At 64.4% G+C, this 20,056-nt stretch carries 21 protein-coding genes; 13 read left to right on the top strand and 8 right to left on the bottom strand.

The genetic code is table 11. The features are described from left to right. The first annotated feature begins 149 nt into the window (after window positions 1-149). Complete coding sequence (locus K408_RS0104220; protein WP_024337065.1) at window positions 150-362, top strand: hypothetical protein; 213 nt, start codon at window positions 150-152, stop codon at window positions 360-362. Window positions 363-516: 154 nt separating this feature from the next. On the opposite strand, the gene K408_RS41890 is transcribed toward K408_RS0104220, so the two are convergent. Next, window positions 517-693 (bottom strand): hypothetical protein, encoded by a 177-nt coding sequence (locus K408_RS41890; RefSeq protein WP_035697786.1) that lies wholly within the window; start codon window positions 691-693, stop codon window positions 517-519. 167 nt (window positions 694-860) lie between these two features. Here K408_RS41890 and K408_RS0104210 point away from each other — a divergent pair, with 167 nt between their 5' ends. The 7 genes from K408_RS0104210 (at window position 861) to K408_RS0104175 (ending at window position 6,347) form a co-directional block, all read left to right on the top strand. After that, a complete protein-coding gene (locus tag K408_RS0104210; RefSeq protein ID WP_024337066.1) occupies window positions 861-1,592 on the top strand; it encodes a helix-turn-helix transcriptional regulator in 732 nt (243 codons plus the stop codon). Window positions 1,593-1,674: 82 nt separating this feature from the next. After that, window positions 1,675-2,334 carry an acyl-homoserine-lactone synthase gene (locus K408_RS0104205; protein ID WP_024337067.1) on the top strand — a complete coding sequence of 220 codons (660 nt, stop codon included), beginning with the start codon at window positions 1,675-1,677 and terminating at the stop codon, window positions 2,332-2,334. A gap of 1 nt (window position 2,335) precedes the next feature. Further along, on the top strand, window positions 2,336-2,554 hold the full coding sequence (locus K408_RS0104200; RefSeq protein ID WP_024337068.1) for a hypothetical protein: 219 nt from the start codon (window positions 2,336-2,338) through the stop codon (window positions 2,552-2,554). Between the two features lie 468 nt (window positions 2,555-3,022). After that, on the top strand, window positions 3,023-3,940 hold the full coding sequence (locus tag K408_RS0104190) for a branched-chain amino acid ABC transporter permease (protein WP_024337070.1): 918 nt from the start codon (window positions 3,023-3,025) through the stop codon (window positions 3,938-3,940). Further along, a complete protein-coding gene (locus K408_RS0104185) occupies window positions 3,937-4,881 on the top strand; it encodes a branched-chain amino acid ABC transporter permease (RefSeq protein ID WP_024337071.1) in 945 nt (314 codons plus the stop codon). Before K408_RS0104190 ends, K408_RS0104185 begins: the two co-directional genes overlap by 4 nt. Then, on the top strand, window positions 4,874-5,641 hold the full coding sequence (locus K408_RS0104180) for an ABC transporter ATP-binding protein (RefSeq protein WP_024337072.1): 768 nt from the start codon (window positions 4,874-4,876) through the stop codon (window positions 5,639-5,641). Before K408_RS0104185 ends, K408_RS0104180 begins: the two co-directional genes overlap by 8 nt. Then, window positions 5,634-6,347 carry an ABC transporter ATP-binding protein gene (locus K408_RS0104175; RefSeq protein WP_024337073.1) on the top strand — a complete coding sequence of 238 codons (714 nt, stop codon included), beginning with the start codon at window positions 5,634-5,636 and terminating at the stop codon, window positions 6,345-6,347. Before K408_RS0104180 ends, K408_RS0104175 begins: the two co-directional genes overlap by 8 nt. 121 nt (window positions 6,348-6,468) lie before the next feature. Here the strand turns inward: K408_RS0104175 and K408_RS0104170 are convergent, their stop codons facing one another. Both K408_RS0104170 and K408_RS0104165 read right to left on the bottom strand, forming a co-directional pair. Then, window positions 6,469-7,905, bottom strand: a complete 1,437-nt coding sequence (locus tag K408_RS0104170; RefSeq protein WP_024337074.1) for a glutamine synthetase family protein — start codon at window positions 7,903-7,905, stop codon at window positions 6,469-6,471. 161 nt (window positions 7,906-8,066) lie between these two features. Continuing rightward, entirely contained in the window at window positions 8,067-9,425 is a 1,359-nt protein-coding gene (locus K408_RS0104165; RefSeq protein ID WP_024337075.1) for an aromatic ring-hydroxylating dioxygenase subunit alpha, read from the bottom strand. Window positions 9,426-9,536: 111 nt separating this feature from the next. Here K408_RS0104165 and K408_RS0104160 point away from each other — a divergent pair, with 111 nt between their 5' ends. Then, entirely contained in the window at window positions 9,537-10,322 is a 786-nt protein-coding gene (locus K408_RS0104160; protein WP_024337076.1) for an IclR family transcriptional regulator domain-containing protein, read from the top strand. A gap of 45 nt (window positions 10,323-10,367) precedes the next feature. Here the strand turns inward: K408_RS0104160 and K408_RS37565 are convergent, their stop codons facing one another. The 5 genes from K408_RS37565 to K408_RS0104135 all read right to left on the bottom strand — a co-directional run bounded on the left by K408_RS37565 (window position 10,368) and on the right by K408_RS0104135 (window position 13,910). Next, complete coding sequence (locus K408_RS37565; RefSeq protein ID WP_024337077.1) at window positions 10,368-11,090, bottom strand: transglutaminase-like domain-containing protein; 723 nt, start codon at window positions 11,088-11,090, stop codon at window positions 10,368-10,370. A gap of 91 nt (window positions 11,091-11,181) precedes the next feature. Continuing rightward, window positions 11,182-11,571, bottom strand: coding sequence for a VOC family protein (locus K408_RS0104150; RefSeq protein WP_349509752.1), 390 nt, complete (start codon window positions 11,569-11,571; stop codon window positions 11,182-11,184). Between the two features lie 120 nt (window positions 11,572-11,691). Then, window positions 11,692-12,525 (bottom strand): helix-turn-helix domain-containing protein, encoded by an 834-nt coding sequence (locus K408_RS0104145; protein WP_024337079.1) that lies wholly within the window; start codon window positions 12,523-12,525, stop codon window positions 11,692-11,694. Window positions 12,526-12,592: 67 nt separating this feature from the next. Continuing rightward, window positions 12,593-12,988 (bottom strand): group II truncated hemoglobin, encoded by a 396-nt coding sequence (locus K408_RS0104140; RefSeq protein WP_024337080.1) that lies wholly within the window; start codon window positions 12,986-12,988, stop codon window positions 12,593-12,595. Between the two features lie 13 nt (window positions 12,989-13,001). Beyond that, window positions 13,002-13,910, bottom strand: coding sequence for a helix-turn-helix transcriptional regulator (locus tag K408_RS0104135; RefSeq protein ID WP_024337081.1), 909 nt, complete (start codon window positions 13,908-13,910; stop codon window positions 13,002-13,004). Between the two features lie 121 nt (window positions 13,911-14,031). Between K408_RS0104135 and K408_RS0104130 the strand changes: the two genes are divergently transcribed. From K408_RS0104130 to boxB, 4 genes are all read left to right on the top strand, one after another. Beyond that, on the top strand, window positions 14,032-15,573 hold the full coding sequence (locus tag K408_RS0104130) for a benzoate-CoA ligase family protein (protein WP_024337082.1): 1,542 nt from the start codon (window positions 14,032-14,034) through the stop codon (window positions 15,571-15,573). Between the two features lie 123 nt (window positions 15,574-15,696). Continuing rightward, window positions 15,697-16,515: an alpha/beta fold hydrolase gene (locus K408_RS0104125; RefSeq protein ID WP_024337083.1), complete on the top strand. Its 819-nt coding sequence runs from the start codon at window positions 15,697-15,699 to the stop codon at window positions 16,513-16,515. A 132-nt stretch (window positions 16,516-16,647) separates the two neighbouring features. Then, window positions 16,648-18,336, top strand: coding sequence for a 2,3-epoxybenzoyl-CoA dihydrolase (gene boxC, locus K408_RS0104120; protein WP_024337084.1), 1,689 nt, complete (start codon window positions 16,648-16,650; stop codon window positions 18,334-18,336). 100 nt (window positions 18,337-18,436) lie between these two features. Further along, complete coding sequence (gene boxB / locus K408_RS0104115; RefSeq protein WP_024337085.1) at window positions 18,437-19,888, top strand: benzoyl-CoA 2,3-epoxidase subunit BoxB; 1,452 nt, start codon at window positions 18,437-18,439, stop codon at window positions 19,886-19,888. Window positions 19,889-20,056 lie beyond the last annotated feature (168 nt).

The following is a 20,056-nucleotide window of genomic DNA, read 5'->3' as shown; positions in this document are numbered from 1 at the left end:
CCGTTTTGGGGCAGCGCGGTCGCGCTGATCTCCTCCGCTGGTCGCGACCAACCCCAATCAATCGCCGTACGTTCACTTGTGAACATACGATTTTACCGCGCAGGTCCATAAGTGCGCTCAGGCGGAGTGCTGAGGCGGGACGGGACAGGATGAGCGAGTTCGAAGGCCGCATGCAAACCATGCTGGATGCGGCACTCGATGCGGCCTTCAGTCACGTCAGGCATGGCGGCGATCATGAGAGCAGGAAGCTGATTGCCGCGCGGCTGATGGAAGCAGCCCGTTCCGGGACGACGGCTTTGGAGGAACTGACGTCAGTCGGCCGCCGTGCGCTGATCGATCTCACAAACAGTTCGTCTGATTGACGGAAGGCGACCCGCCGTCCAGTTCGTTCAGCTGGCACTTGCCCAAAGCGCGTGACTGACGTCGTCCGGTGAGATGGACCGGATATATGCACGACGATTGAATCGACGTGCGGAGTCGCTCACGCTGACGGCAATCGTCACAGCATGGCGCAGCTTAACTTGCCGGCCCCTCGGGCAATATGCTTTCGGCCAGCTCTGCGCGCTCGCCTCGCAGCACCTCGCGCGCAAACTCGATGATCTTCTGCTTGTTTGCCGTTGCGTGGACAGCAAAAAACACGCGGTTCAATTCCAGGCCGAGCACGCTGTTGAGGGCGATGTCCTCGTCTTGCATCGTGGCTTTCCCGCTTCGGACACGTTCAGGTGTAACCTGACGTCGCTTCTTCCACAAGTAGATTAAACTTTCGGAGCAGAGGAACACCGGCAAACTACGGGTGCAGCGAATTGAGGCAGCTGCCACATACGTGCTATAGCGGACAGCGAGGGTCAGGAAACGCACTGATGTCTGCCGTCGTGGATTATGGCCGGGAGGCGCTCGACTTCATCGAAGGCCTGGAGACCTATCGCAAGATACCTGACGCCATGAATGCGCTCGAAACAGCGTTCGGTCGCTTCGGCTTCGAAACCATCATCGTGACGGGATTGCCAAACCCTGACCAGCAGTTTGCACAAATGGTGCTCGCCAAGCGCTGGCCGGCTGGATGGTTCAGCCTCTACACCCAGAACAATTACGACCGCTTCGATCCGGTGGTGCGGCTGTGCCGGCAATCGATCAACCCGTTCGAATGGTCGGAAGCGCCGTATGATGCCGAACTCGAGCCGTACGCGGCCGAGGTGATGAATCGCGCCAGCGAGTTTCGCATGTCGCGCGGCTTCATCGTGCCAATCCACGGGCTCACCGGCTATGAGGCCGCAGTGTCGCTCGGCGGCGTCCACCTCGACCTCAATCCCCGCAGCAAGCCAGCGCTGCACCTGATGGCGATGTATGGCTTCGACCACATTCGCCGTCTGCTCCAGCCGGTGCCGCATTCGCCGGCGCGCCTCACCCCACGCGAGCGCGAGGTGATCGCCTGGGCCTCGCAGGGGAAGTCAGCCTGGGAAATCGGCGAGATCCTGCATATCACGCAGCGCACAGCCGAAGAGCATCTTGCTAGTGCTGCGCGCAAGCTCGGTGCCGTCAACCGTACGCATGCGGTGGCGCTGGCGATTCGGAACAAGATCATCAATCCCTAAGCGCCGTACTGGGAAATTTCCCAATACCGGACCTGCGCCTTTTCGCAGACCCTGTCTCCGTTGAGGATCAATGGGGGCTTTCATGATTCACGCAATTTCCGCGATCAACCGCCACCTTTACGAAGACGTGATCGAGCAGCATTTCCGGCTGCGTCACGACATCTTCGTCGAGGAGCGTCGCTGGGAGACTCTGCGCAGGCCGGATGGCCGCGAGATCGATTCCTATGACGACGAGGACACCGTCTATCTGCTGGCGCTGGAAGGGCGCCGCGTCGTCGGCGGTCACCGGCTCTACCCGACGACCAAGCCGTCGATGATGAGCGAGGTGTTCCCGCATCTGGCGTCGATGCGCGGGTGCCCCGCCGATCCGCTGATTTGGGAATGGTCGCGCTACTTCGTCGTTCGTGATCGCCGCGACGGCGCACTCAACGCGCAACTGATGGCGGCGGTGCAGGAGTTCTGCCTCAATCAGGGGATCGCGCAGGTCAGCGCGATCATGGAAACCTGGTGGTTGCCGCGCTTTCACGAAGCCGGGTTCGTCGTGACGCCGCTTGGCCTGCCGGCTCTGGTGGAGAACGCATGGACCATGGCGGCGACCATCGACATTCGTCGGCAAACGCTCGATGCCCTGCGTGATCGGATCGGCATGGCCTCGGTCGTTCGCCAGGACGGCCCGCGTCTGGATGCCGTCGCCCGTGCCAACCTCTGCGGCCTCGCTGCCGCGCAACGAAAGAGTGCCTGAGATGTCGAACATGATGCGGGACAGCCAGCTCATGGTGCAAATCAAGGACGAGAATCTCGGCTACATGTCCGACATGGCATTGGAGCTTGCTCAGATGGCGGAGGATTCCGGACTGATGACGCTCGCTTATCTGTTCCGGATGGCCGCGCTGGAGGCCTCGACGGCCAGCAGCGTGCTCGCCGAGCCGGACCAGCTTCCCCGGCAGGTGACGTCGCACTAGACGCAGCCACTCGATCCGACAATCGCAGCGCCCTCGCCCCGGCAATGGGGGAGGGTGCTCGCATTCAACGTTCACAAGAGGTCGTCATGCCCGGGCTCGTCCCGGGCATCCACGTTCTTCGTGCTGCAGGCAAGGTTGGATGGCCCCGACAGGCCCGGCCGTGACGCTGTGATCCTGTGGGGTGCTCCAACTGGCACCTCATATGAGATCCGCTTGGGCAAGCGCGCGAGGGTGATCCCTTGGCTGCGGCAGGTTGCCCCAGCCGTTCCGGCAGCCTTCTTGCAGGGCCGTTTCGACCGCATGCACCCGCATGCAACAAAGTGCATCTTTGGTGTCGAATCGCTCTTGCCTCGGAACGATACTGCCATTACCCATTTTTCGGCCTTGAAGAGGCAGGGGGAGCTCTTTCACTGATGGCGACTGTGTTCGAACATCGGCGTGACGCTGCGTGCGCCTGAGAGAGTCTTGATGCTGCTCGTCGTCGAACAATTCTTGAATGGGTTGCAGTTCGGGCTGCTGCTGTTCCTGCTCGCCGCCGGCCTGACGCTGGTGTTCGGGATCATGGATCTCGTCAATCTCGCGCACGGCTCGCTCTACATGATGGGTGCCTATTTCGCCGCGACGTTCGCGGCCTGGACCGGCAGCTTCCTGCTCGGCGCGCTGATGGCGTTAGGGGCCACGCTGGTGCTCGGCATCGTGCTGGAGGTGACGGCGCTGCGACACCTCTATGGCCGCGACCATCTCGACCATGTGCTCGCAACCTTCGGCCTGATCCTGTTCTTCAACGAAGCGGTGAGGCTGATCTGGGGCCCGGCGGGCCTTGCGCTGCCGCTGCCGGCCTGGCTCACCGTGCCGGTGCCGATCCTGCCCGGCATTCACTATCCCGCCTACCGCCTCGCCATCATCGCTGTGGCGCTGCTGGTCGCGCTGTTGCTCTATCTCGGCGTGATGCGTACCCGCATCGGCATGCTGATCCGGGCCGGCGCCTCCAATCGCGAGATGATCGGTGCGCTCGGAATCAACATCAAGCTGCTCTACACGCTGGTGTTCGGTTTGGGCGCCGCGCTCGCCGGCCTTGCCGGCCTGATGCAGGCGCCGATCCTCACCGTGCAGATCGGCATGGGCGAGAACATCCTGATCCTCGCCTTCGTCATCATCGTGATCGGCGGCATCGGATCGATCCGCGGCGCATTCCTCGCCGCGATCTTCGTCGGCATGATCGATACGCTCGGTCGTGCCTTCCTGCCGAACCTGCTCCGGCAGGTGCTGAGCGGCGCCGCCGCCTCCACCGCCGCGCCCGCGCTGTCGTCCATGCTTATCTATCTCGTGATGGCGATCGTGCTGGTGGTGCGGCCGGAGGGGCTGTTTCCGGCCAACCGTCGATGAAGGCTTTCACGGTGAGCAAGGCCGTCACGGCCCTGATGCTGGCGGGCCTCGTGCTGCTGCCGCTCTATTCGCACTTGTCCGGCAACATCTTCATCCTGACGCTGTTCACCCGCATCATCATCCTGGCGCTGGCGGCGGCGAGCCTCAACCTCATCATGGGATTTGCCGGCCTGATGAGCTTTGGCCACGCCGCCTATCTCGGCATCGGCGGCTACGCCGTCGGCATGCTCGCGCAGGAAGGCGTGGGAAGCGGGTTCATCCAGTTTCCGGTCGCCCTCGCCGCTTCCGCGATTTTCGCGCTGGTGATCGGCGCGCTGTCGCTGCGCACCCGCGGCGTCTACTTCATCATGATCACGCTCGCCTTCGCCCAGATGGCCTATTATGTCGCCTCGGGGCTGGCCCGCTACGGCGGCGATGACGGCCTCACGATCTACAAGCGCAGCGACTTCTCCGGCCTGATCGATCTCGGCAACCGCACCCAGTTCTACTATCTCTGCCTCGCCTGCCTGTTCGGCGTCATCTTCCTGATCTGGCGCATCGTCAACTCCCGCTTCGGCCTCGTCGTGCAGGGCCTGCGCTCCAACGAGCAGCGCATGCAGGCGATCGGCTTCCCGGCCAAGCGCTACCAGCTGGTCTGCTTCGTCATCTCGGGCACGATGTGCGGCCTCGCAGGCGCGCTGCTCGCCAACAACACCGATTTCGTCAGCCCGGCCGTGATGTACTGGACGCGTTCCGGCGACCTCATGGTGATGGTGATCCTGGGCGGCATGGGCACGCTGTTCGGCCCGGTCATGGGCGCGGTGGTGTTCCTGCTGCTGGAAGAGCTGCTGTCGCAGATCACCGAATACTGGGCGCTGATCCTGGGCCCGCTGCTGCTGCTGATCGTGCTGTTCGGCCGCGGCGGCATCATGGGTGCGCTGGGGAGGGCCAACCGTGGCTGAACCCCTGCTCCGCGTCGAGAAGCTGGTGCGCCGCTTCGGCGGCATCATCGCGACGGACAACATATCGCTCGACGTCGCCAGCGGCGAGCTGCATGCCATCATCGGTCCGAACGGCGCCGGCAAGACCACGCTGATCAGCCAGCTCACCGGGCATCTCGCGCCGCATTCCGGCAGCGTCTCGCTGGCGGGACGCGACATCACCTTTCTGCCGGCCTATCGCCGCTGCGCGCTGGGCCTTGCGCGTTCGTTCCAGATCACCTCGCTGCTGCTCGATTTCACCGCTGCCGACAACGTGGCGCTGGCGGCGCAGGCGCATGCGGGCACCTCGTTCCGCTTCTTTGCCAATGCCCGCAAGGAGAAGGGCCTGCGGGATGCCGCGCATGCCGCGCTCGATCGCGTCGGCCTGTTGCATCGCGCCGACGTCGTGGTGTCCAGGCTGAGCCATGGCGAACGCCGGGAGCTCGAGCTCGCGGTCGCGCTCGCAAGCAAGCCGAAGCTGTTGCTGCTCGACGAGCCGATGGCGGGCCTCGGGGTCACCGAATCCCAGCGCATGGTGAAGCTGCTCCAGGAGCTGCGCAAGGAAGTCTCGATCGTGCTGGTCGAGCACGACATGCCGGCGGTGTTCGCGCTCGCCGACCGCATCACGGTGCTGGTCTATGGCCGCGTCATTGCCTCGGACGATCCTGCCGCGATCCGCCAGAATGAGGACGTCAAGCGCGCCTATCTCGGCGATCAGCATGTGGTGACGCACCATGGCTGACACGCTGCTCGAGGTCGACGGCATCGAGACCTGCTACGGCCTGTCCCAGGTGCTGTTCGGCCTGTCGCTGTCGATCAAGCCCGGCGAGATGGTCTCGCTGATGGGCCGCAACGGCATGGGCAAGACCACCACCATCCGCTCCATCATGGGCCTGACGCCGGCGCGCGCCGGCAACATCCGCTTCGCGGGCACCGAGGTGCGGCAGCTTCCGTCCTACAGGATCGCAAAGCTCGGCGTCGGCCTCGTCCCGGAGGGCCGGCAGATCTTCCCGAACCTCACCGTGCGCGAGAACCTCGTTGCTGCCGCCGCCGACCGCTTCGGCAGCGGCAATCCCTGGACGCTGGCCGCGATCTACGTGATGTTCCCGCGCCTCGCCGAACGCGCGTCCAACATGGGCAACCAGCTCTCCGGCGGCGAGCAGCAGATGCTCGCCATCGGCCGTGCGCTGATGACCAACCCGAAGCTGCTCATTCTGGACGAAGCCACCGAGGGCCTCGCGCCGCTGATCCGCGAGGAGATCTGGAGCTGCCTGTCGCTGCTCAAGAGCCGCGGACAATCGATCCTGGTCGTCGACAAGAACGTCGATCACCTCGCCCGCATCTGCGACCGCCACTACATCATCGAGCGCGGCAAGACGGTGTGGAGCGGCAGCTCCGACGAGCTGATGGCCGAGCCGGATCTGCAGCATAAGTATCTGGGGATCTAGCCCCCGCTGTCTCCCCGTCATCGCGAGGAGCCCTTGTGACGAAGCAATCCAGAATCCCTCCGCGCAAAGATTCTGGCCTGCTTCGCTGCGCTCGCAATGACAGGGAGAGCGCTGCGTCAGCTCAAAACATCTCGAAATATTCGCGGTGCTCCCAGTCGGTCACTTCGGACAGGAAGCGGTCGATCTCGGCGTTCTTGATGTGGGTGTAGTAGTCGACGAACTCGGCTCCGAGCTTCTCGCGGAAGAACGGATCGTCCTTCAGCGCGGCGACGGCATCGCGGAGGCTCTTCGGCAGCAGCGGCGCCTTGGTCTCGTAGGGCGTGTCCGCCGACGGGCCGGGATCGAGCTTGCGCTCGACGCCGTCGAGGCCGGAGAGGATCTGCGAGGCCATGTAGAGATAGGGATTGGCGGCAGGCTCGCCGATCCGGTTCTCCAGCCGCGTGGCGGCATCGCCCGCGCCGCCAAGCACGCGGATCATCACGCCGCGATTGTCGCGGCCCCAGATCGCACGGTCCGGCGCCAGCGAATAGGAGCGGTAGCGCTTGTAGCCGTTGAGGGTCGGGGTGGTGAACACGGTGGACGCCCGGGCGTGATCAAGCAGTCCGGCGAGATAGGCCTGGCCGAACGCGCTGAGCGGTTCGGCGCCGTCTTTCGCCATGAACAGATTGTCGCCGCTCGCGCGCGAGACGACCGATTGATGCAGGTGCCAGCCGCTTGCGAACACGTTCGGCAGTTTCGGCCGGCACATGAAGGTGGCGTGATAGCCGTGGCGGCGCGCGATCTGCTTCACGGCGCTGCGGAACAGCACCATGTTGTCGGCGGGCGCGAGGCCTTTCTTCGGCGCGAAGGTGAACTCGCACTGGCTCGGCCCGAACTCGACCTCGACCGAGCGCAGGGGCAGGCCGAGCGCGACGATGTCGCGGCGCAGGATCTCGAGCACCGGCTCCATCTGATCGAAGCGCTGCTCGGTGAGATATTGATAGCCGTGGCTGAGCAGGCTGACCGATGGCGGCGTGCCGGGCTGGCCGGCATCTTCGGCGCGCATATGCGCATCCTCGAGCCTGAAGATGTGGAATTCCACTTCGAGGCCCGCGACGAAATCGTAACCGCGCGTGCCGAGTTCATCGAGCACGCGCCTGTAGAGCCCGCGCGTCGCGAACGGCACGGGGCGGCCGTCGTTGAAATACAGATCGCACAGCACCCACCCCGTCGTCGGCGCCCACGGCAAGACGCGAAACGTGGTGGGATCGGCGACCATCAGCACGTCCGCGGCGCCCTCCATCTCCTTCATGCCGAAGCCGCCGCCCGCGGTGAACACCGGAAACACCGTGCGGTGCGAGGTGTCCTTGGCGAGCATGGTCGTGGTGATGGAGCAGCCGCTCTCGAGCGAGGCGAGCGCCTCCGCTGCGATGATGGTCTTGCCGCGCAGGATGCCGTGCTGGTCGGGGAAGGCGAGGCGGATGACTTCGAGGTTCTTCTCCTCGGCGAGACGACGCATGCGCGAGGCGGCGTCCCTTTGCTCATCCGACCACAGCGCATGACGCGCGACGAAAGTCACTTCATCAACTCCTCAATCACCGCTGCTCAACTCGTGCAAGATATCTGCCACATCCGCCGTCATTGCGAGGATCGTAGCGACGTAGCAATCCAGAGTCTGCCCGCAGATACATTTCTGGCTTGCTTCGCTTCGCTCGCAATGACGATGGAGAGAGTTTCGCGCTATTCAGCCGCCGTCAGCCGATGCACCTTGGCGGCGATCTCCTTCGGCACCGGTGCCGTCCATGGCGCGCCGCGGCGGCGCTTGACGTCGACCTCCATCCAGTAGGTCTCCCAGCCCCGCGTCGGCCCGATTCCGTCCATGGTCGCGGGACCCTGGATGCTGCGCGCGTTGGCCTCGTCCAGGAACAGCATCGGCTTCTCGCCGCCCGAGACCTTCTCGATCTCCTGCCGCAGCAGGCGGCGATATTGCACGATCGCCTTGTCGCTCTGGCCGAGATGCTCCTTGGTGCGGTCCTGGATCGCGCCCATCGATTCCACCGCCCACTGGTCGTGAACGTTGATGTCGTTGCCCATGCCGGTATAGGTCGCGTTCTGCTGCTCGTGCGGATCGAAGCCGTAATCGTTGCTGCGGTTCTTGCGCGAGATGTAATCGGGCAGCTCGTAGAGCTCGAGCCGCTGGTCGCGCATTTTCTGCTTGTCGACCGGGTTCCTGTAGCTGGTGAAGATCGCGTACCAGTAGCAGTTCTCGTCGTCGACCGGCACGTGCCACTGCGTGATCGTCATCTCCGTGCTCATGGGGATGACGAAGCCGTGCGGGAAGAGCTGGTTGGTGACGCGCACATGCGTGCGCTCCTCGTCGATCTCGCGCAGGGCGATGAGGCGCAGGCCGTATTCGGTGTGCTCGACGTTGATGATCGGGCGGTCGTATTCCCGCAGGATCTTCGTCATCGGCAGATCGGAGCCGGCGGAGGCGCCGCGGAATTGCTTGCCGTAGGCGGTCGAGGTGTCCTCGTCCTCGAAGAAGCGGTGCAGATAGGAAGCGTGCGCGGGATCGATGCCGACTTCGAGCGCCTGCAGCCAGTTGCAGGCCATGTGCCCCTTGAAAGCGAACGTATGCGTGCCCGGCGCAACGAAGCAGTCGATCTCCGGAAATGCCGGCGGCTCGCCCTCGCCGAGATAGGCCCAGAGGATGCCGCTCTTCTCCACGACGGGATAGGAGCGCTGGCGGATGTTCTGGCAGAGCTTCGAATCCTTCGGCTCGGCCGGGGTCTCGATGCACTGCCCGGTCGCGTCGAACAGCCAGCCATGGAAGGAGCAGCGCAGGCCGCCATGCTCGAGCCGCCCGAAGGCGAGGTCGGCGCCGCGATGCGCGCAATGGCGGTCGATCAGGCCGTAGCGTCCGGTCTCGTCGCGAAACAGCACCAGGTTCTCGCCGAGCAGCCTGACGGGGCGGATCGGCCGCGCGCCCTCCAGCTCGTCCACCAGCGCCGCCGGCTGCCAGTAGCTTCGCATCAGCTTGCCGCAGGGATCCTTGGGCCCGGTGCGGGTGATCAGGTCGTTCTGCTCCTGGCTCATCATGGCGCGTGCATCCTCGTGGAGTAGCGTTTGTTCGCCTATTGAACGAATGGGCGAATTATGACATGCCTTGGAGCGGCAGCAAGCACTATTTTGCAGGATTGTCCCACACTCATGCCCAAGCTGAAGCGAGACGAGCGCGAGGAGCGTGCCACGGATTTCGTCGAGAGCCTCGATCGCGGGCTGCGCCTGCTGCAATGCTTCGGCACCACGGCAGGTCCCACGACGCTGAGCGATCTCGCCCGCGCCGCGGAGCTTCCGCGCGCCACCGCGCGGCGCATGCTGTTCACGCTGCAGCGTGGCGGCTTCGTCATTGGCGATGGAAAACTGTTCTCGCTGACGCCGCATGTGCTGACCTTGGCGGCCTCATATCTGCGATCCAACCAGCTCGTCGCGGTTCTTCAACCCGTGCTCGATCGCATCGCGACCGCGGCGCAGGAAATCTCCTCGCTCGCGGTGCTCGATGGCGATGAGGTCGTGTTCATCGCTCGCGGCAGTCCGGCGCGGGTGTTTTCCGGCGGGCTCGAAATCGGCTACCGGCTGCCGGCCTTCTGCACTTCGGTCGGCCGCGCCATGCTCGGCCAGTTCGATGATGCTGAGCTCACCGCGCGCCTGAAGATGATGAAACGCGAGCCCCTGACGCCGCAGACGGTGACGGACCCGAGGGCGCTGCTCGCGCGCATCGCAGCCGATCGCGCGCAAGGCTACTCGCTCGTCGACCGCGAGGCTGAACCCCATTTCCGCTCGATCTCGGTCCCGGTCCGCCGCTATGACGGCGTGATCGTCGCCGCCATCAACATGGGCGCGCATATCGACCGGGTGCCGGCGCAGGAATTGGTCGATCGATTCCTGCCGCTGCTGCGGGAGGGGGCAGGCTCTGTGCGCTCGCTATTGTTGTGATCGTCGGGTGGATTGGCCGAAGGCGTCATCCACCATCGTGTCCTGTCACGAGACGCGGTGGATTGCGCCTCGCTGACCCACCCTGCCGCTCTCACTGTCCGCTTCGCGCTCCATATCGCGTCCCGTGAGATCCTCGCCCTGCATGTCGGCGTAGACGCGCGCCATCTCGCGCATCAAGAATTTCGCAGGCACGTCGTGATAGGTGCCGCGGTCGTTGACATACTGCATGTAGGCGCGGCCTTCGCCGTCGAACGGATGCAGCAGCGCATCGCTGTGGCCGTCGAAATCGAGCGGCGCCACGCCGACCTTCGCACAGAGCGTATCGTTGAACGTCGGCGTCGCCTTGCGCCAGGCGCCGTCGACATGCACCTCGGTGAAACCGTGCCAGGTGAAGATGTCGGTGCCCATGCTGGCGCGGAGTTTCTCGGTGGTGAGATGGTTCTTCACGTCGGCAAAGCCGACGCGGGCCGGAATGCCGTGGACGCGGCAGGCGGCGGCATAGAGCGCGGCCTTGCCGACGCAATAGCCCTGCCCCGCAGCGAGGACGCTCGATGCGCGAAACGTCTCGGCGACGCGCATGCTGACATAGGGATTGTAGCGGATACCGTCGCGCACCGCCTTGTAGAGCACGCTCGCCTTCTCGCGTGCGTCCGCCTCCGGGCGTACGCTGGTTTCGGCGAAACGCTGCACCGCGGGATGATCGCTGTCGATGTATTCGCCGGGATCGGTGTAGAGGCGACGGATGGTATCGGGGAGGGTGTCGGTCATGCCCGCCAGTCTAATGCGGGCGCGCCGGTTGTCCACGCTGCGCGATTGCTCCGCCCCGATATCAGGCTTGCGCATTCCGTTTGGCTCGAGGTCAGGCCGGCAACGGATCTTCGCCGGCTTTCGGCCAGTAGGTGCCGAAGCTCCAGAGGCCGCCTTCGGGGTCCCGCGCCGAGAAGTCCCGGCTGCCGTAGTCGGTGTCTTGCAATTCCGTTTCGATTCGAGCTCCGGATGCCTTCACCCTGGCATAAAGCGCGTCGGGATCGTCAACGGCCAAGTACACCGCGTCGGTTCGGCGCCCGTCGAGTTCGCCGACGCTCCTGCCATAGCTATCCTGCCGATGCGCTCCGAGCATCAGAATGGATGACCCGAACGACAGTTCCGCATGCGCGACGATGTTCTCGCGCCGGTAGACCACCCGCTCGGTGAATCCCAGGACGTCCTTCAGCCACACGATCATCGCCTCCGCGTCCTTGCAGCGCATCGTGTGATAGAGGCGAGGGGGTTCGTTTCCGGTTGGACTGGACATGGCATTCTCCACTTGGATTGTGCGCTCAGCCTAGGCGAGCCGTCGTCTCGCGGCTTGAACAAATGGGACCTGAAACTATCCGCCGGCTTCGCGGATCAGGCGTGGATCAAGCTGCTCCAGCCGCGCGGCCCAGATGGTCGGCTTCTCGCCGCTGAACTCCTTGAAATCGCGGGCGAGATGCGCCTGGTCGGCAAAGCCGGCCTCGATCGCAATACCGGCCCAGCCTCGCCTATCCCCGTTGCGCGCCAGTTCGCAGGCGCGGTGAAAGCGCAGCATCCGCGCCAATGTCTTCGGTGAAACGCCGATCTCGTTGTGAAACCGGCGCGCGAGATGTTTACGGCTCCAGCCGATGTCCGATGCGATGTCCGATATGCGCGCTGCGCCAGCGCTGCGCCAGAGCTGGCTGAGCGCCGCAGCGATTGCGGGGGAGGGCTCGTGCACCGTCCGCTCAAGCACGAAAGTCTCGATGATGTCGAGGCGTCGCTGCCAATTGTCTGCTTCCGCCACCCGCTCGCCCAGTTCTCGACCGTCGCGGCCGAGCAAATCTCCGATATCGACCATGCGCGCGGTGAGGTCAGGTACGGCGCCGCCGTAGAACCGGTAAGCGCCGAGCGGCGTGAAGTCGATCTGGACACACATGGCGCGGCCATCGGATTCGATCTGCACGGGTCCGGGAAACAAGCCGGCAACGAAGCTCGGCTGGATATCCGACCGATCGGGCTCACGCCCGAGCGCGATGCGGAACGGGCTGCCAAGGTTGATCAGAAACGGCAGCGACAGCGGCGCGGCGTGGCGAAAATTGGTCAGGCCGGCCCCGCGCTCGCGATAGCAGGAGATCGACGAGACGATGTGCGTCATATGCGCGGGAACAGGACGTCTGATGACTTCCGGCGCGATGCTTGCGTCCATGGAGAAGCCTCCGTTGTCCTGCACAGCTTAGCCGGACGACGGGATCGCACCAAGAGACGGCGTCCAACTAAGGCCAGTTGCGCATCCAGTCGGCGAGGCCCGACATCGTGCGATCGAGATGCTGCCGCGCGGCGGCATCGGTGATCGTCTCCGCCAGCGCCCCGCGCATGCAGAGCATCCACGCATCGCGCTCGGCATCGCCGATGGCAAAGCCGAAGTGCCGCTGCCGCAATCTCGGATGACCTTTCTCGGGGGAATAGAGCTTCGGGCCACCCGTCCATTCGGTGAGATAGCGCTTCAGGACGTCGCGGATCGGACCGAGGTCGTCCGCATGCATCGCGCGGATGATCTTCGCCTCCGGTAGCGTGTCCATGCGGTCGTAGAAGCGGTCGACGAGGGCGTCGATCGTTGCGCTGCCGCCGATCCGATCGAACAGCGAGACCGAGGTGTCGATATTGGTCATGCGAAAACCGAGCTCACAGCGCCACGCTGCGCAGGCCGAAGCTGCGCGCCTCGTTCTGCAGCACGGGCCGCACCGCATCGATCAGCCGCACGGCGGCGGCATCGACGGACAGCCCCGCGGTATCCACCACCGCCGCCGCGCGCGAATACAGCGGCTCGCGGCTGAGCAGGATGTTGCGCAGCTCCGCCATGGCGGAGCGGTCATCGGCCATGGGGCGCAGATCGCCCTGGCGGCGCACGCGCGCCATATGCTCCTCGGGCTCGGCCTTCAGCCAGATCGTGTAGAACGAGGATAGCACCTGGTCGAAGGTGAGCGGCTCGGAGACGATGCCGCCGCCGGTTGCCAGCACCATCAGCTCGTTGCGCGCGAGCAACTGTTGCAGCGCCGCCTGTTCCATGCGGCGAAAGCCTTCCTGGCCGTAAAGCGCGATGATCTCGGCGACCGAGAGCCCGTTCTGCCGCTCGACCTCCTTGTTGAGCTCGACGAAGCTCCAGCCAATCTTCTTCGCCAGGATCTTGCCGAGGGTGGATTTGCCGGCGCCGCGCAGGCCGATCAGCGCGATGCCGCAGAATGGCGCGCGTCGCGGGGCGGAGGCGCTGCCGCCGGAGAGCAGCTCCTTGGCCTGAGCGATCTGCGCCGGGGTTGCCTTGCGCAAGAGATCGCGAAACATCTGCCAGTCCGGCGTTGGATCGGCCGAAGGGAGCAGGTCTTCGAGATGCGCGCCCATCGCGTCCGAGACGCGGCGCAGCAGCACGATCGAGACATTGCCCTTGCCGCTCTCGAGCTGCGCGATGTAGCGCTCCGATATTCCTGATACCTTGGCGAGCACCTTGCGCGACATGCCGCGCAGCGCGCGCATGGTGCGCACGCGCTGGCCGAGCTGTTCGAGGAAGCGGGATTCGGCGTCGGGACTTTCGCTCATGAGCCTTCTTTACAGGGGTCCTGCGGCGCGTTTTAATGAAACATAGTGCCTGCTGGCATTGACAGCAAGCCAATGCGATGTCTTTCTATGAATTATAATTCTAAATTCGGGGGAGATGTCTGTGAGCGAGGGATCCTATAACGCGGTGACCTGGCTGCTCGACCGTAACGTCGAGGAGGACCGCGGCAGCAAGCTCGCCTTCGACGACACCGTCTCGCGCATCACCTATGGCGAGCTCCAGCGCCAGACCCGGCGCGTCGCCAACATGCTGCGCCGGCTCGGCGTCCGCCGCGAGGAACGCGTCGCGATGATCATGCTGGATACGATCGACTTCCCGGTCGTGTTCCTGGGCGCAATCCGCGCCGGCATCGTGCCGGTGCCGCTGAACACGCTTTTGACCGCCGACCAATACGCCTACATCCTCGCCGATTGTCGTGCCCGCGTGCTGTTCGTGTCCGAGGCGCTCTATCCCGTCATCAAGGACGTCGTCGGCCGCATGCCCGATCTCGAGCATGTAGTCGTCTCCGGTGCCAAGCAGAACGGCCACAAGCAGCTGGCCGAAGAGATGGCCGGCGAGAGCGACCAGTTCACCACCGCCGTGACCCATCCGGATGAGCCGGCGTTCTGGCTCTATTCGTCGGGCTCGACCGGCATGCCCAAGGGCGTGCGCCATCTGCATTCGAACATGCAGGCAACCGCCGACACCTACGCCAAGCAGGTGCTCGGCATTCGCGAGAGCGATGTCTGCCTGTCGGCCGCAAAACTGTTCTTCGCCTACGGCCTCGGCAATGCGTTGACGTTCCCGATGGCCGTCGGCGCGAGCGTCATCCTCAACAGCGAGCGTCCGACGCCGGCACGCATGTTCGACCTGATGAACCGCTACAATCCGTCAATCTTCTACGGCGTGCCGACGCTGTTCGCGGCGATGCTCAACGACGAGACGATGAAGGGCGAGCGCTGCGGCGAGGCGTTGCGCATTTGCACCTCCGCCGGCGAGGCGCTGCCGGAATCCGTCGGCAACAGCTGGAAAGCGCGGTTCGGCGTCGACATCCTCGACGGCGTCGGCTCGACCGAGCTCTTGCACATTTTTCTCTCGAACGCGCCCGGCGATATCAAGTACGGCTCCTCCGGCAAGCCGGTGCCGGGCTACGCGGTGCGGCTTGTGAACGAGGCCGGCCAGGACGTCGCCGACGGCGAGGTCGGCGAGCTCCTGGTCGATGCGCCTTCCGCCGGCGAGGGCTATTGGAATCAGCGTCACAAAAGCCGCCGCACCTTCGAGGGGCCGTGGACTCGCACCGGAGATAAGTATGTTCGCGACGGCGAGGGCCGCTACACCTTCTGCGGCCGTGCCGACGACATGTTCAAGGTCTCCGGCATCTGGGTCTCGCCGTTCGAGGTCGAGAGCGCGCTGATCACCCATCCGGCGGTGCTGGAAGCCGCCGTCGTGCCCGAGGCCGATCCGGAAGGCCTCCTGAAGCCGAAGGCGTTCGTGGTGCTGCGCCCGGGCGCGACGACGACGGACTTGCAGGAGATGCTGAAGGAACACGTCAAGCAAAAGATCGGCCCTTGGAAATATCCGCGCTGGATCGACGTGGTGGAGTCCCTGCCCAAGACCGCGACGGGGAAGATCCAGCGGTTCAAACTGCGGGAAGGCGCGAATTGAGTTTGCTGATGCCGCGCACTGCCGTCACCGAGACCTCCGTCGCGTTCCCTTCCCCACAAGGGGGAGGGAACGACGGAGTGCGCGTAAATATCTCGCGCTCATCCAGCGAAGCAGAGTGACACCATGACCAATCTCACCCCCACCGGTTTCCTCAGCATCGGCACCGCCAGCCTCGAATACAAATGGCTCGCGCCACCGGCCGCGGATGCGCCGACCATCGTGATGCTGCACGAAGGCCTCGGCTCCGTCGGGCTCTGGGGCGACTTCCCGGAGAAGCTGCAGCAAGCCTCCGGCGCCGGCATCTTCGTCTATTCGCGCGCGGGCTATGGTCAATCCAGTCCGGTCGCGCTGCCGCGGCCACTCGACTACATGCAACGCGAGGCGCTGGACGTGCTGCCGAAGCTGCTCGACTTGATCGGCTTCAAGCGTGGCCTTCTGCTCGGCCATTCCGACGGGGCCTCGATCGCCACGATCTATGCCGGAGCGCATCAGGATCATCGTCTCAGCGGCCTCGTGCTGATCGCGCCGCATTTCATCGTCGAGGATATCTCGATCAAATCCATCGCCGCGATCAAGGCGACGTTTGAGACCACCGACCTCAAGACGAAGCTCGCGCGCTGGCACAAGGACGTCGACAACGCGTTCTACGGTTGGAACGGCGCCTGGCTCGACCCGAAGTTCCGCGATTGGGACATTTCAGACTACCTCGCCTACATCCGCGTCCCCGTTCTGGTCGTGCAGGGTGCGGACGATCAGTACGGGACGCTGCGTCAGGTCGAGATCGCGCAGGAGGAGTGCTACTGCCCGGTCGACGTGAAGATCGTTTCCGGCGCGGGGCATTCTCCGCATCGCGAGGCGCCGGCGGCGACGCTGGAGGCGATCGAGCAGTTCGCAGGAGCGGCCCTGCGCGACGATCAGGGTCTGCAAGGGCGCGCCGCGTGATGGCAGCAGAACGACTCCTCATGAAACAAAGTGCATGCTACGGCAGTTGATGGCTAGACGCGTTCGAAAAGATGCATTATTGTGCATCTAACGGACAAGCCAGAACGCATAATTCAAGCTCAGGGATGACCCATGGCCGGGGAAGATCGGCGCCTCGCAGGCGGCGCGACATTCATCGATTTCCAGACCGAACCGTCCCGCTACAAGCACTGGAAGCTCGCGGTCGACGGCGACGTCGCGACGCTGACCATGGATGTCGATGAGAACGGCGGCCTGTTCGAGGGCTACCTGCTCAAGCTCAATTCCTACGACCTCGGCGTCGATATCGAGCTGGCTGACGCGCTTCAGCGACTGCGCTTCGAGCATCCCGAGGTGAAGGTCGTGGTGATGCGCTCGGCCAAGAACCGCGTGTTCTGCGCCGGCGCGAACATCCGCATGCTCGCGGGATCGACCCACGCGCACAAGGTGAATTTCTGCAAATTCACCAACGAGACCCGCAATGGCATGGAGGATTCGTCGGAAAATTCCGGCCAGCGCTTCATCACCGTGGTGAACGGCTCGGCCGCCGGCGGCGGCTATGAACTGGCGCTTGCGACGGATCACATCATCCTTGCCGATGACGGCTCGTCCGCGGTGGCCTTGCCTGAAGTGCCGCTGCTCGCCGTGCTGCCCGGCACCGGCGGTCTGACGCGCGTCGTCGACAAGCGAAAAGTGCGCCGCGACCATGCCGATTTTTTCTGCACCATCGAGGAGGGTGTGAAGGGAAAGCGCGCGGTGCAGTGGCGTCTCGTGGACGAGATTGCGCCGAACTCCAAGCTGGAAGCCAGGATCGCCGAGCGCGCCAGGGAATTCGCCGCCGCTTCGAAGCGGCAGGGCAGCGGCAAGGGCGTTGCGCTGACGCCGCTCAACCGCGTCATTGACGAGACCGGCATCCGTTATGGCTTCGTCACCGTGGACATCGATCGCGCGGCCCGCATCGCCACCATTTCGATCAAGGCGCCGGAGGCTGCACCGCCCGCCGACATCGACGGAATGATGGCGCAAGGAGCGTCGTTCTGGCCGCTCCAGGTCGCGCGCGAGATCGACGATGCCATCCTGCATCTTCGCATCAACGAGCTCGAGATCGCCATGCTGGTGTTCAAGAGCCATGGCGACCGCGCCCATGTGCTCGCCTGCGACGCCTTCCTCGAAGCCAACAAGGCCCACTGGCTCGTCAACGAGATCAGGCACTACTGGAAGCGCGTGCTGAAGCGCATCGACGTCACCTCGCGCACGCTGGTGACGCTGGTCGAACCCGGCTCCTGCTTTGCCGGCACGCTGGCCGAGCTCGTGTTCGCCGCCGACCGCTCCTACATGCTGATCGGCACGCGCCAGGGCGACAACCGTCCGCCGCCGTCGATCGAACTGTCTGCGATGAACTTCGGCCCGTATCCAATGAGCCATGGCCTGACGCGGCTGCAATCGCGCTTCCAGGCCGATCCGTCCGACGTCGACCGCGCGGAAGCCACGCTCGGCACCGCGCTCGATGCGGAGCAGGCGGAAGAGCTCGGCCTCGTCACCTTTGCGCTCGACGACATCGACTGGGACGACGAGGTCCGCGTGTTCCTCGAGGAGCGCGCCAGCTTCTCGCCCGACAGCCTCACCGGCATGGAAGCGAGCCTGCGCTTCGTCGGCCCCGAGACGATGGAATCAAAGATCTTCGCGCGCCTCACCGCCTGGCAGAACTGGATCTTCCAGCGTCCGAATGCCGTCGGTGAGGAAGGCGCGCTGCGCCGCTACGGCAGCGGCCAGAAGCCGAAATTCGATATGACGCGAGTCTAGCGGGTAGGGAGTGGCGAATGGCGAATAGGGGATGCCCATTCGCTACCCGCCATTCGCCATTCGCCCCTTCAAGCGAGCTAGTCCCACACGGGAGGTCCCCATGAACGTCAACATCATGAACGTCGACTACTCGACCAAGATTCCCAACAACGTCAATCTTGCCGAAGACCGCCAGGTGCTCAAGGCGCTGGAAGGCTGGCATCCCGGCTACATGGACTGGTGGAGCGACATGGGGCCGGAAGGTTTCCAGGAATCGCTGGTCTATTTGCGCACGGCCTATTCGGTCGATCCGCGCGGCTGGGCCAAGTTCGACTATGTCCGCATGCCCGAATATCGCTGGGGCATCCTGCTCGCGCCGCAGGAGGAAAACCGCGTCGTGCCGTTCGGCGAGCACTACGGCGAGCCGGCCTGGCAGGAGGTTCCGGGCGAGCATCGCGCCATGCTGCGGCGCCTGATCGTGATCCAGGGCGACACCGAGCCGGCCTCGGTCGAGCAGCAGCGCCATCTCGGCAAGACCGCGCCCTCGCTCTACGACATGCGCAACCTGTTCCAGGTCAACGTCGAGGAAGGCCGCCACCTCTGGGCGATGGTCTATCTGTTGCAGAAATATTTCGGCCGCGACGGCCGCGAGGAAGCGGATGATCTGCTGCGCCGCCGCTCCGGCGATGCCGATGCGCCGCGCATGCTGGGCGCCTTCAACGAGGCGACGCCGGACTGGCTGTCGTTCTTCATGTTCACCTACTTCACCGATCGCGACGGCAAGATGCAGCTGCACAGCCTCGCGCAGTCCGGCTTCGATCCCCTGTCGCGCACCTGCCGCTTCATGCTGACGGAGGAGGCGCACCACATGTTCGTCGGCGAGACCGGCATCACCCGCGTCGTGCAGCGCACCTGCGATGCGATGAAGGCGGCCGGCATCACCGATCCCGCCGACATCGCCAAGGTCCGCGCGCTCGGGGTGATCGATCTCCCGACCATCCAGAAGAAGCTGAACCTGCACTATACGCTGTCGCTCGACCTGTTCGGCTCGGAGGTCTCGACCAACGCGGCCAACGCCTTCAACGCCGGCATCAAGGGCCGCTACCACGAGACCCAGATCGAAGACGATCACCAGCTCAAGAACTCCACCTATCCGGTGCTCAAGCTGATCAACGGCGAGATCAAGCTGGTCGACGAGCCGGCGCTGACCGCGCTCAACATGCGCCTGCGCGACGATTACAGCCAGGACTGCGTCAAGGGCATGCTGCGCTGGAACAAGGTGATCTCGACCGCGGGCTACGATTTCCAGCTCAAGCTGCCCAACGTTGCCTTCCACCGCCACATCGGCGAGTTCAAGGACGTGCACGCGACGCCCGACGGCATCCTGATCGACGATGCCACCTGGGCCAAGCGCAAGGACGAGTGGCTGCCGTCCGCCAGCGACGGCGACTTCATCACCTCCCTGATGCAGCCCGTCACCGAGATCGGCCAGTTCGCGTCCTGGATCTCCCCGCCCAAGGTCGGCATCGACAACAAGCCCGGCGATTTCGAGTACGTGAAGATCGAGTCGTAAGCATCGGGACTCGGCACTCCCGCAAACACGAATGGCGTCATCACCCGGGAAGCGGGTGATGCACTATTCCAGGGGCGCTTGTGGCTTCACATAGAAGTCGCAAGCGCACTGGATTCCGGACGGGCAGTGTTTTGCCCGACGTGTCAACCGCGTCGCGGCTGAATCGTC

This window comes from Bradyrhizobium sp. in8p8, assembly GCF_000426845.1.
Classification (GTDB): domain Bacteria; phylum Pseudomonadota; class Alphaproteobacteria; order Rhizobiales; family Xanthobacteraceae; genus Bradyrhizobium; species Bradyrhizobium japonicum_C.
This window is presented reverse-complemented; position numbering and strand designations above follow the sequence as displayed.

What these genes read in the sequence shown, in the direction of transcription:
- K408_RS0104220 (WP_024337065.1), top strand. Translation starts at nt 150, where the DNA reads ATGAGCGAGTTCGAAGGCCGCATGCAAACCATGCTGGATGCGGCACTC.
- K408_RS41890 (WP_035697786.1), bottom strand. Translation starts at nt 693, where the DNA reads ATGCAAGACGAGGACATCGCCCTCAACAGCGTGCTCGGCCTGGAATTG.
- K408_RS0104210 (WP_024337066.1), top strand. Translation starts at nt 861, where the DNA reads ATGTCTGCCGTCGTGGATTATGGCCGGGAGGCGCTCGACTTCATCGAA.
- K408_RS0104205 (WP_024337067.1), top strand. Translation starts at nt 1,675, where the DNA reads ATGATTCACGCAATTTCCGCGATCAACCGCCACCTTTACGAAGACGTG.
- K408_RS0104200 (WP_024337068.1), top strand. Translation starts at nt 2,336, where the DNA reads ATGTCGAACATGATGCGGGACAGCCAGCTCATGGTGCAAATCAAGGAC.
- K408_RS0104190 (WP_024337070.1), top strand. Translation starts at nt 3,023, where the DNA reads ATGCTGCTCGTCGTCGAACAATTCTTGAATGGGTTGCAGTTCGGGCTG.
- K408_RS0104185 (WP_024337071.1), top strand. Translation starts at nt 3,937, where the DNA reads ATGAAGGCTTTCACGGTGAGCAAGGCCGTCACGGCCCTGATGCTGGCG.
- K408_RS0104175 (WP_024337073.1), top strand. Translation starts at nt 5,634, where the DNA reads ATGGCTGACACGCTGCTCGAGGTCGACGGCATCGAGACCTGCTACGGC.
- K408_RS0104165 (WP_024337075.1), bottom strand. Translation starts at nt 9,425, where the DNA reads ATGATGAGCCAGGAGCAGAACGACCTGATCACCCGCACCGGGCCCAAG.
- K408_RS0104160 (WP_024337076.1), top strand. Translation starts at nt 9,537, where the DNA reads ATGCCCAAGCTGAAGCGAGACGAGCGCGAGGAGCGTGCCACGGATTTC.
- K408_RS37565 (WP_024337077.1), bottom strand. Translation starts at nt 11,090, where the DNA reads ATGACCGACACCCTCCCCGATACCATCCGTCGCCTCTACACCGATCCC.
- K408_RS0104150 (WP_349509752.1), bottom strand. Translation starts at nt 11,571, where the DNA reads ATGCGCTGCAAGGACGCGGAGGCGATGATCGTGTGGCTGAAGGACGTC.
- K408_RS0104145 (WP_024337079.1), bottom strand. Translation starts at nt 12,525, where the DNA reads ATGGACGCAAGCATCGCGCCGGAAGTCATCAGACGTCCTGTTCCCGCG.
- K408_RS0104140 (WP_024337080.1), bottom strand. Translation starts at nt 12,988, where the DNA reads ATGACCAATATCGACACCTCGGTCTCGCTGTTCGATCGGATCGGCGGC.
- K408_RS0104135 (WP_024337081.1), bottom strand. Translation starts at nt 13,910, where the DNA reads ATGAGCGAAAGTCCCGACGCCGAATCCCGCTTCCTCGAACAGCTCGGC.
- K408_RS0104125 (WP_024337083.1), top strand. Translation starts at nt 15,697, where the DNA reads ATGACCAATCTCACCCCCACCGGTTTCCTCAGCATCGGCACCGCCAGC.
- boxC (WP_024337084.1), top strand. Translation starts at nt 16,648, where the DNA reads ATGGCCGGGGAAGATCGGCGCCTCGCAGGCGGCGCGACATTCATCGAT.
- boxB (WP_024337085.1), top strand. Translation starts at nt 18,437, where the DNA reads ATGAACGTCAACATCATGAACGTCGACTACTCGACCAAGATTCCCAAC.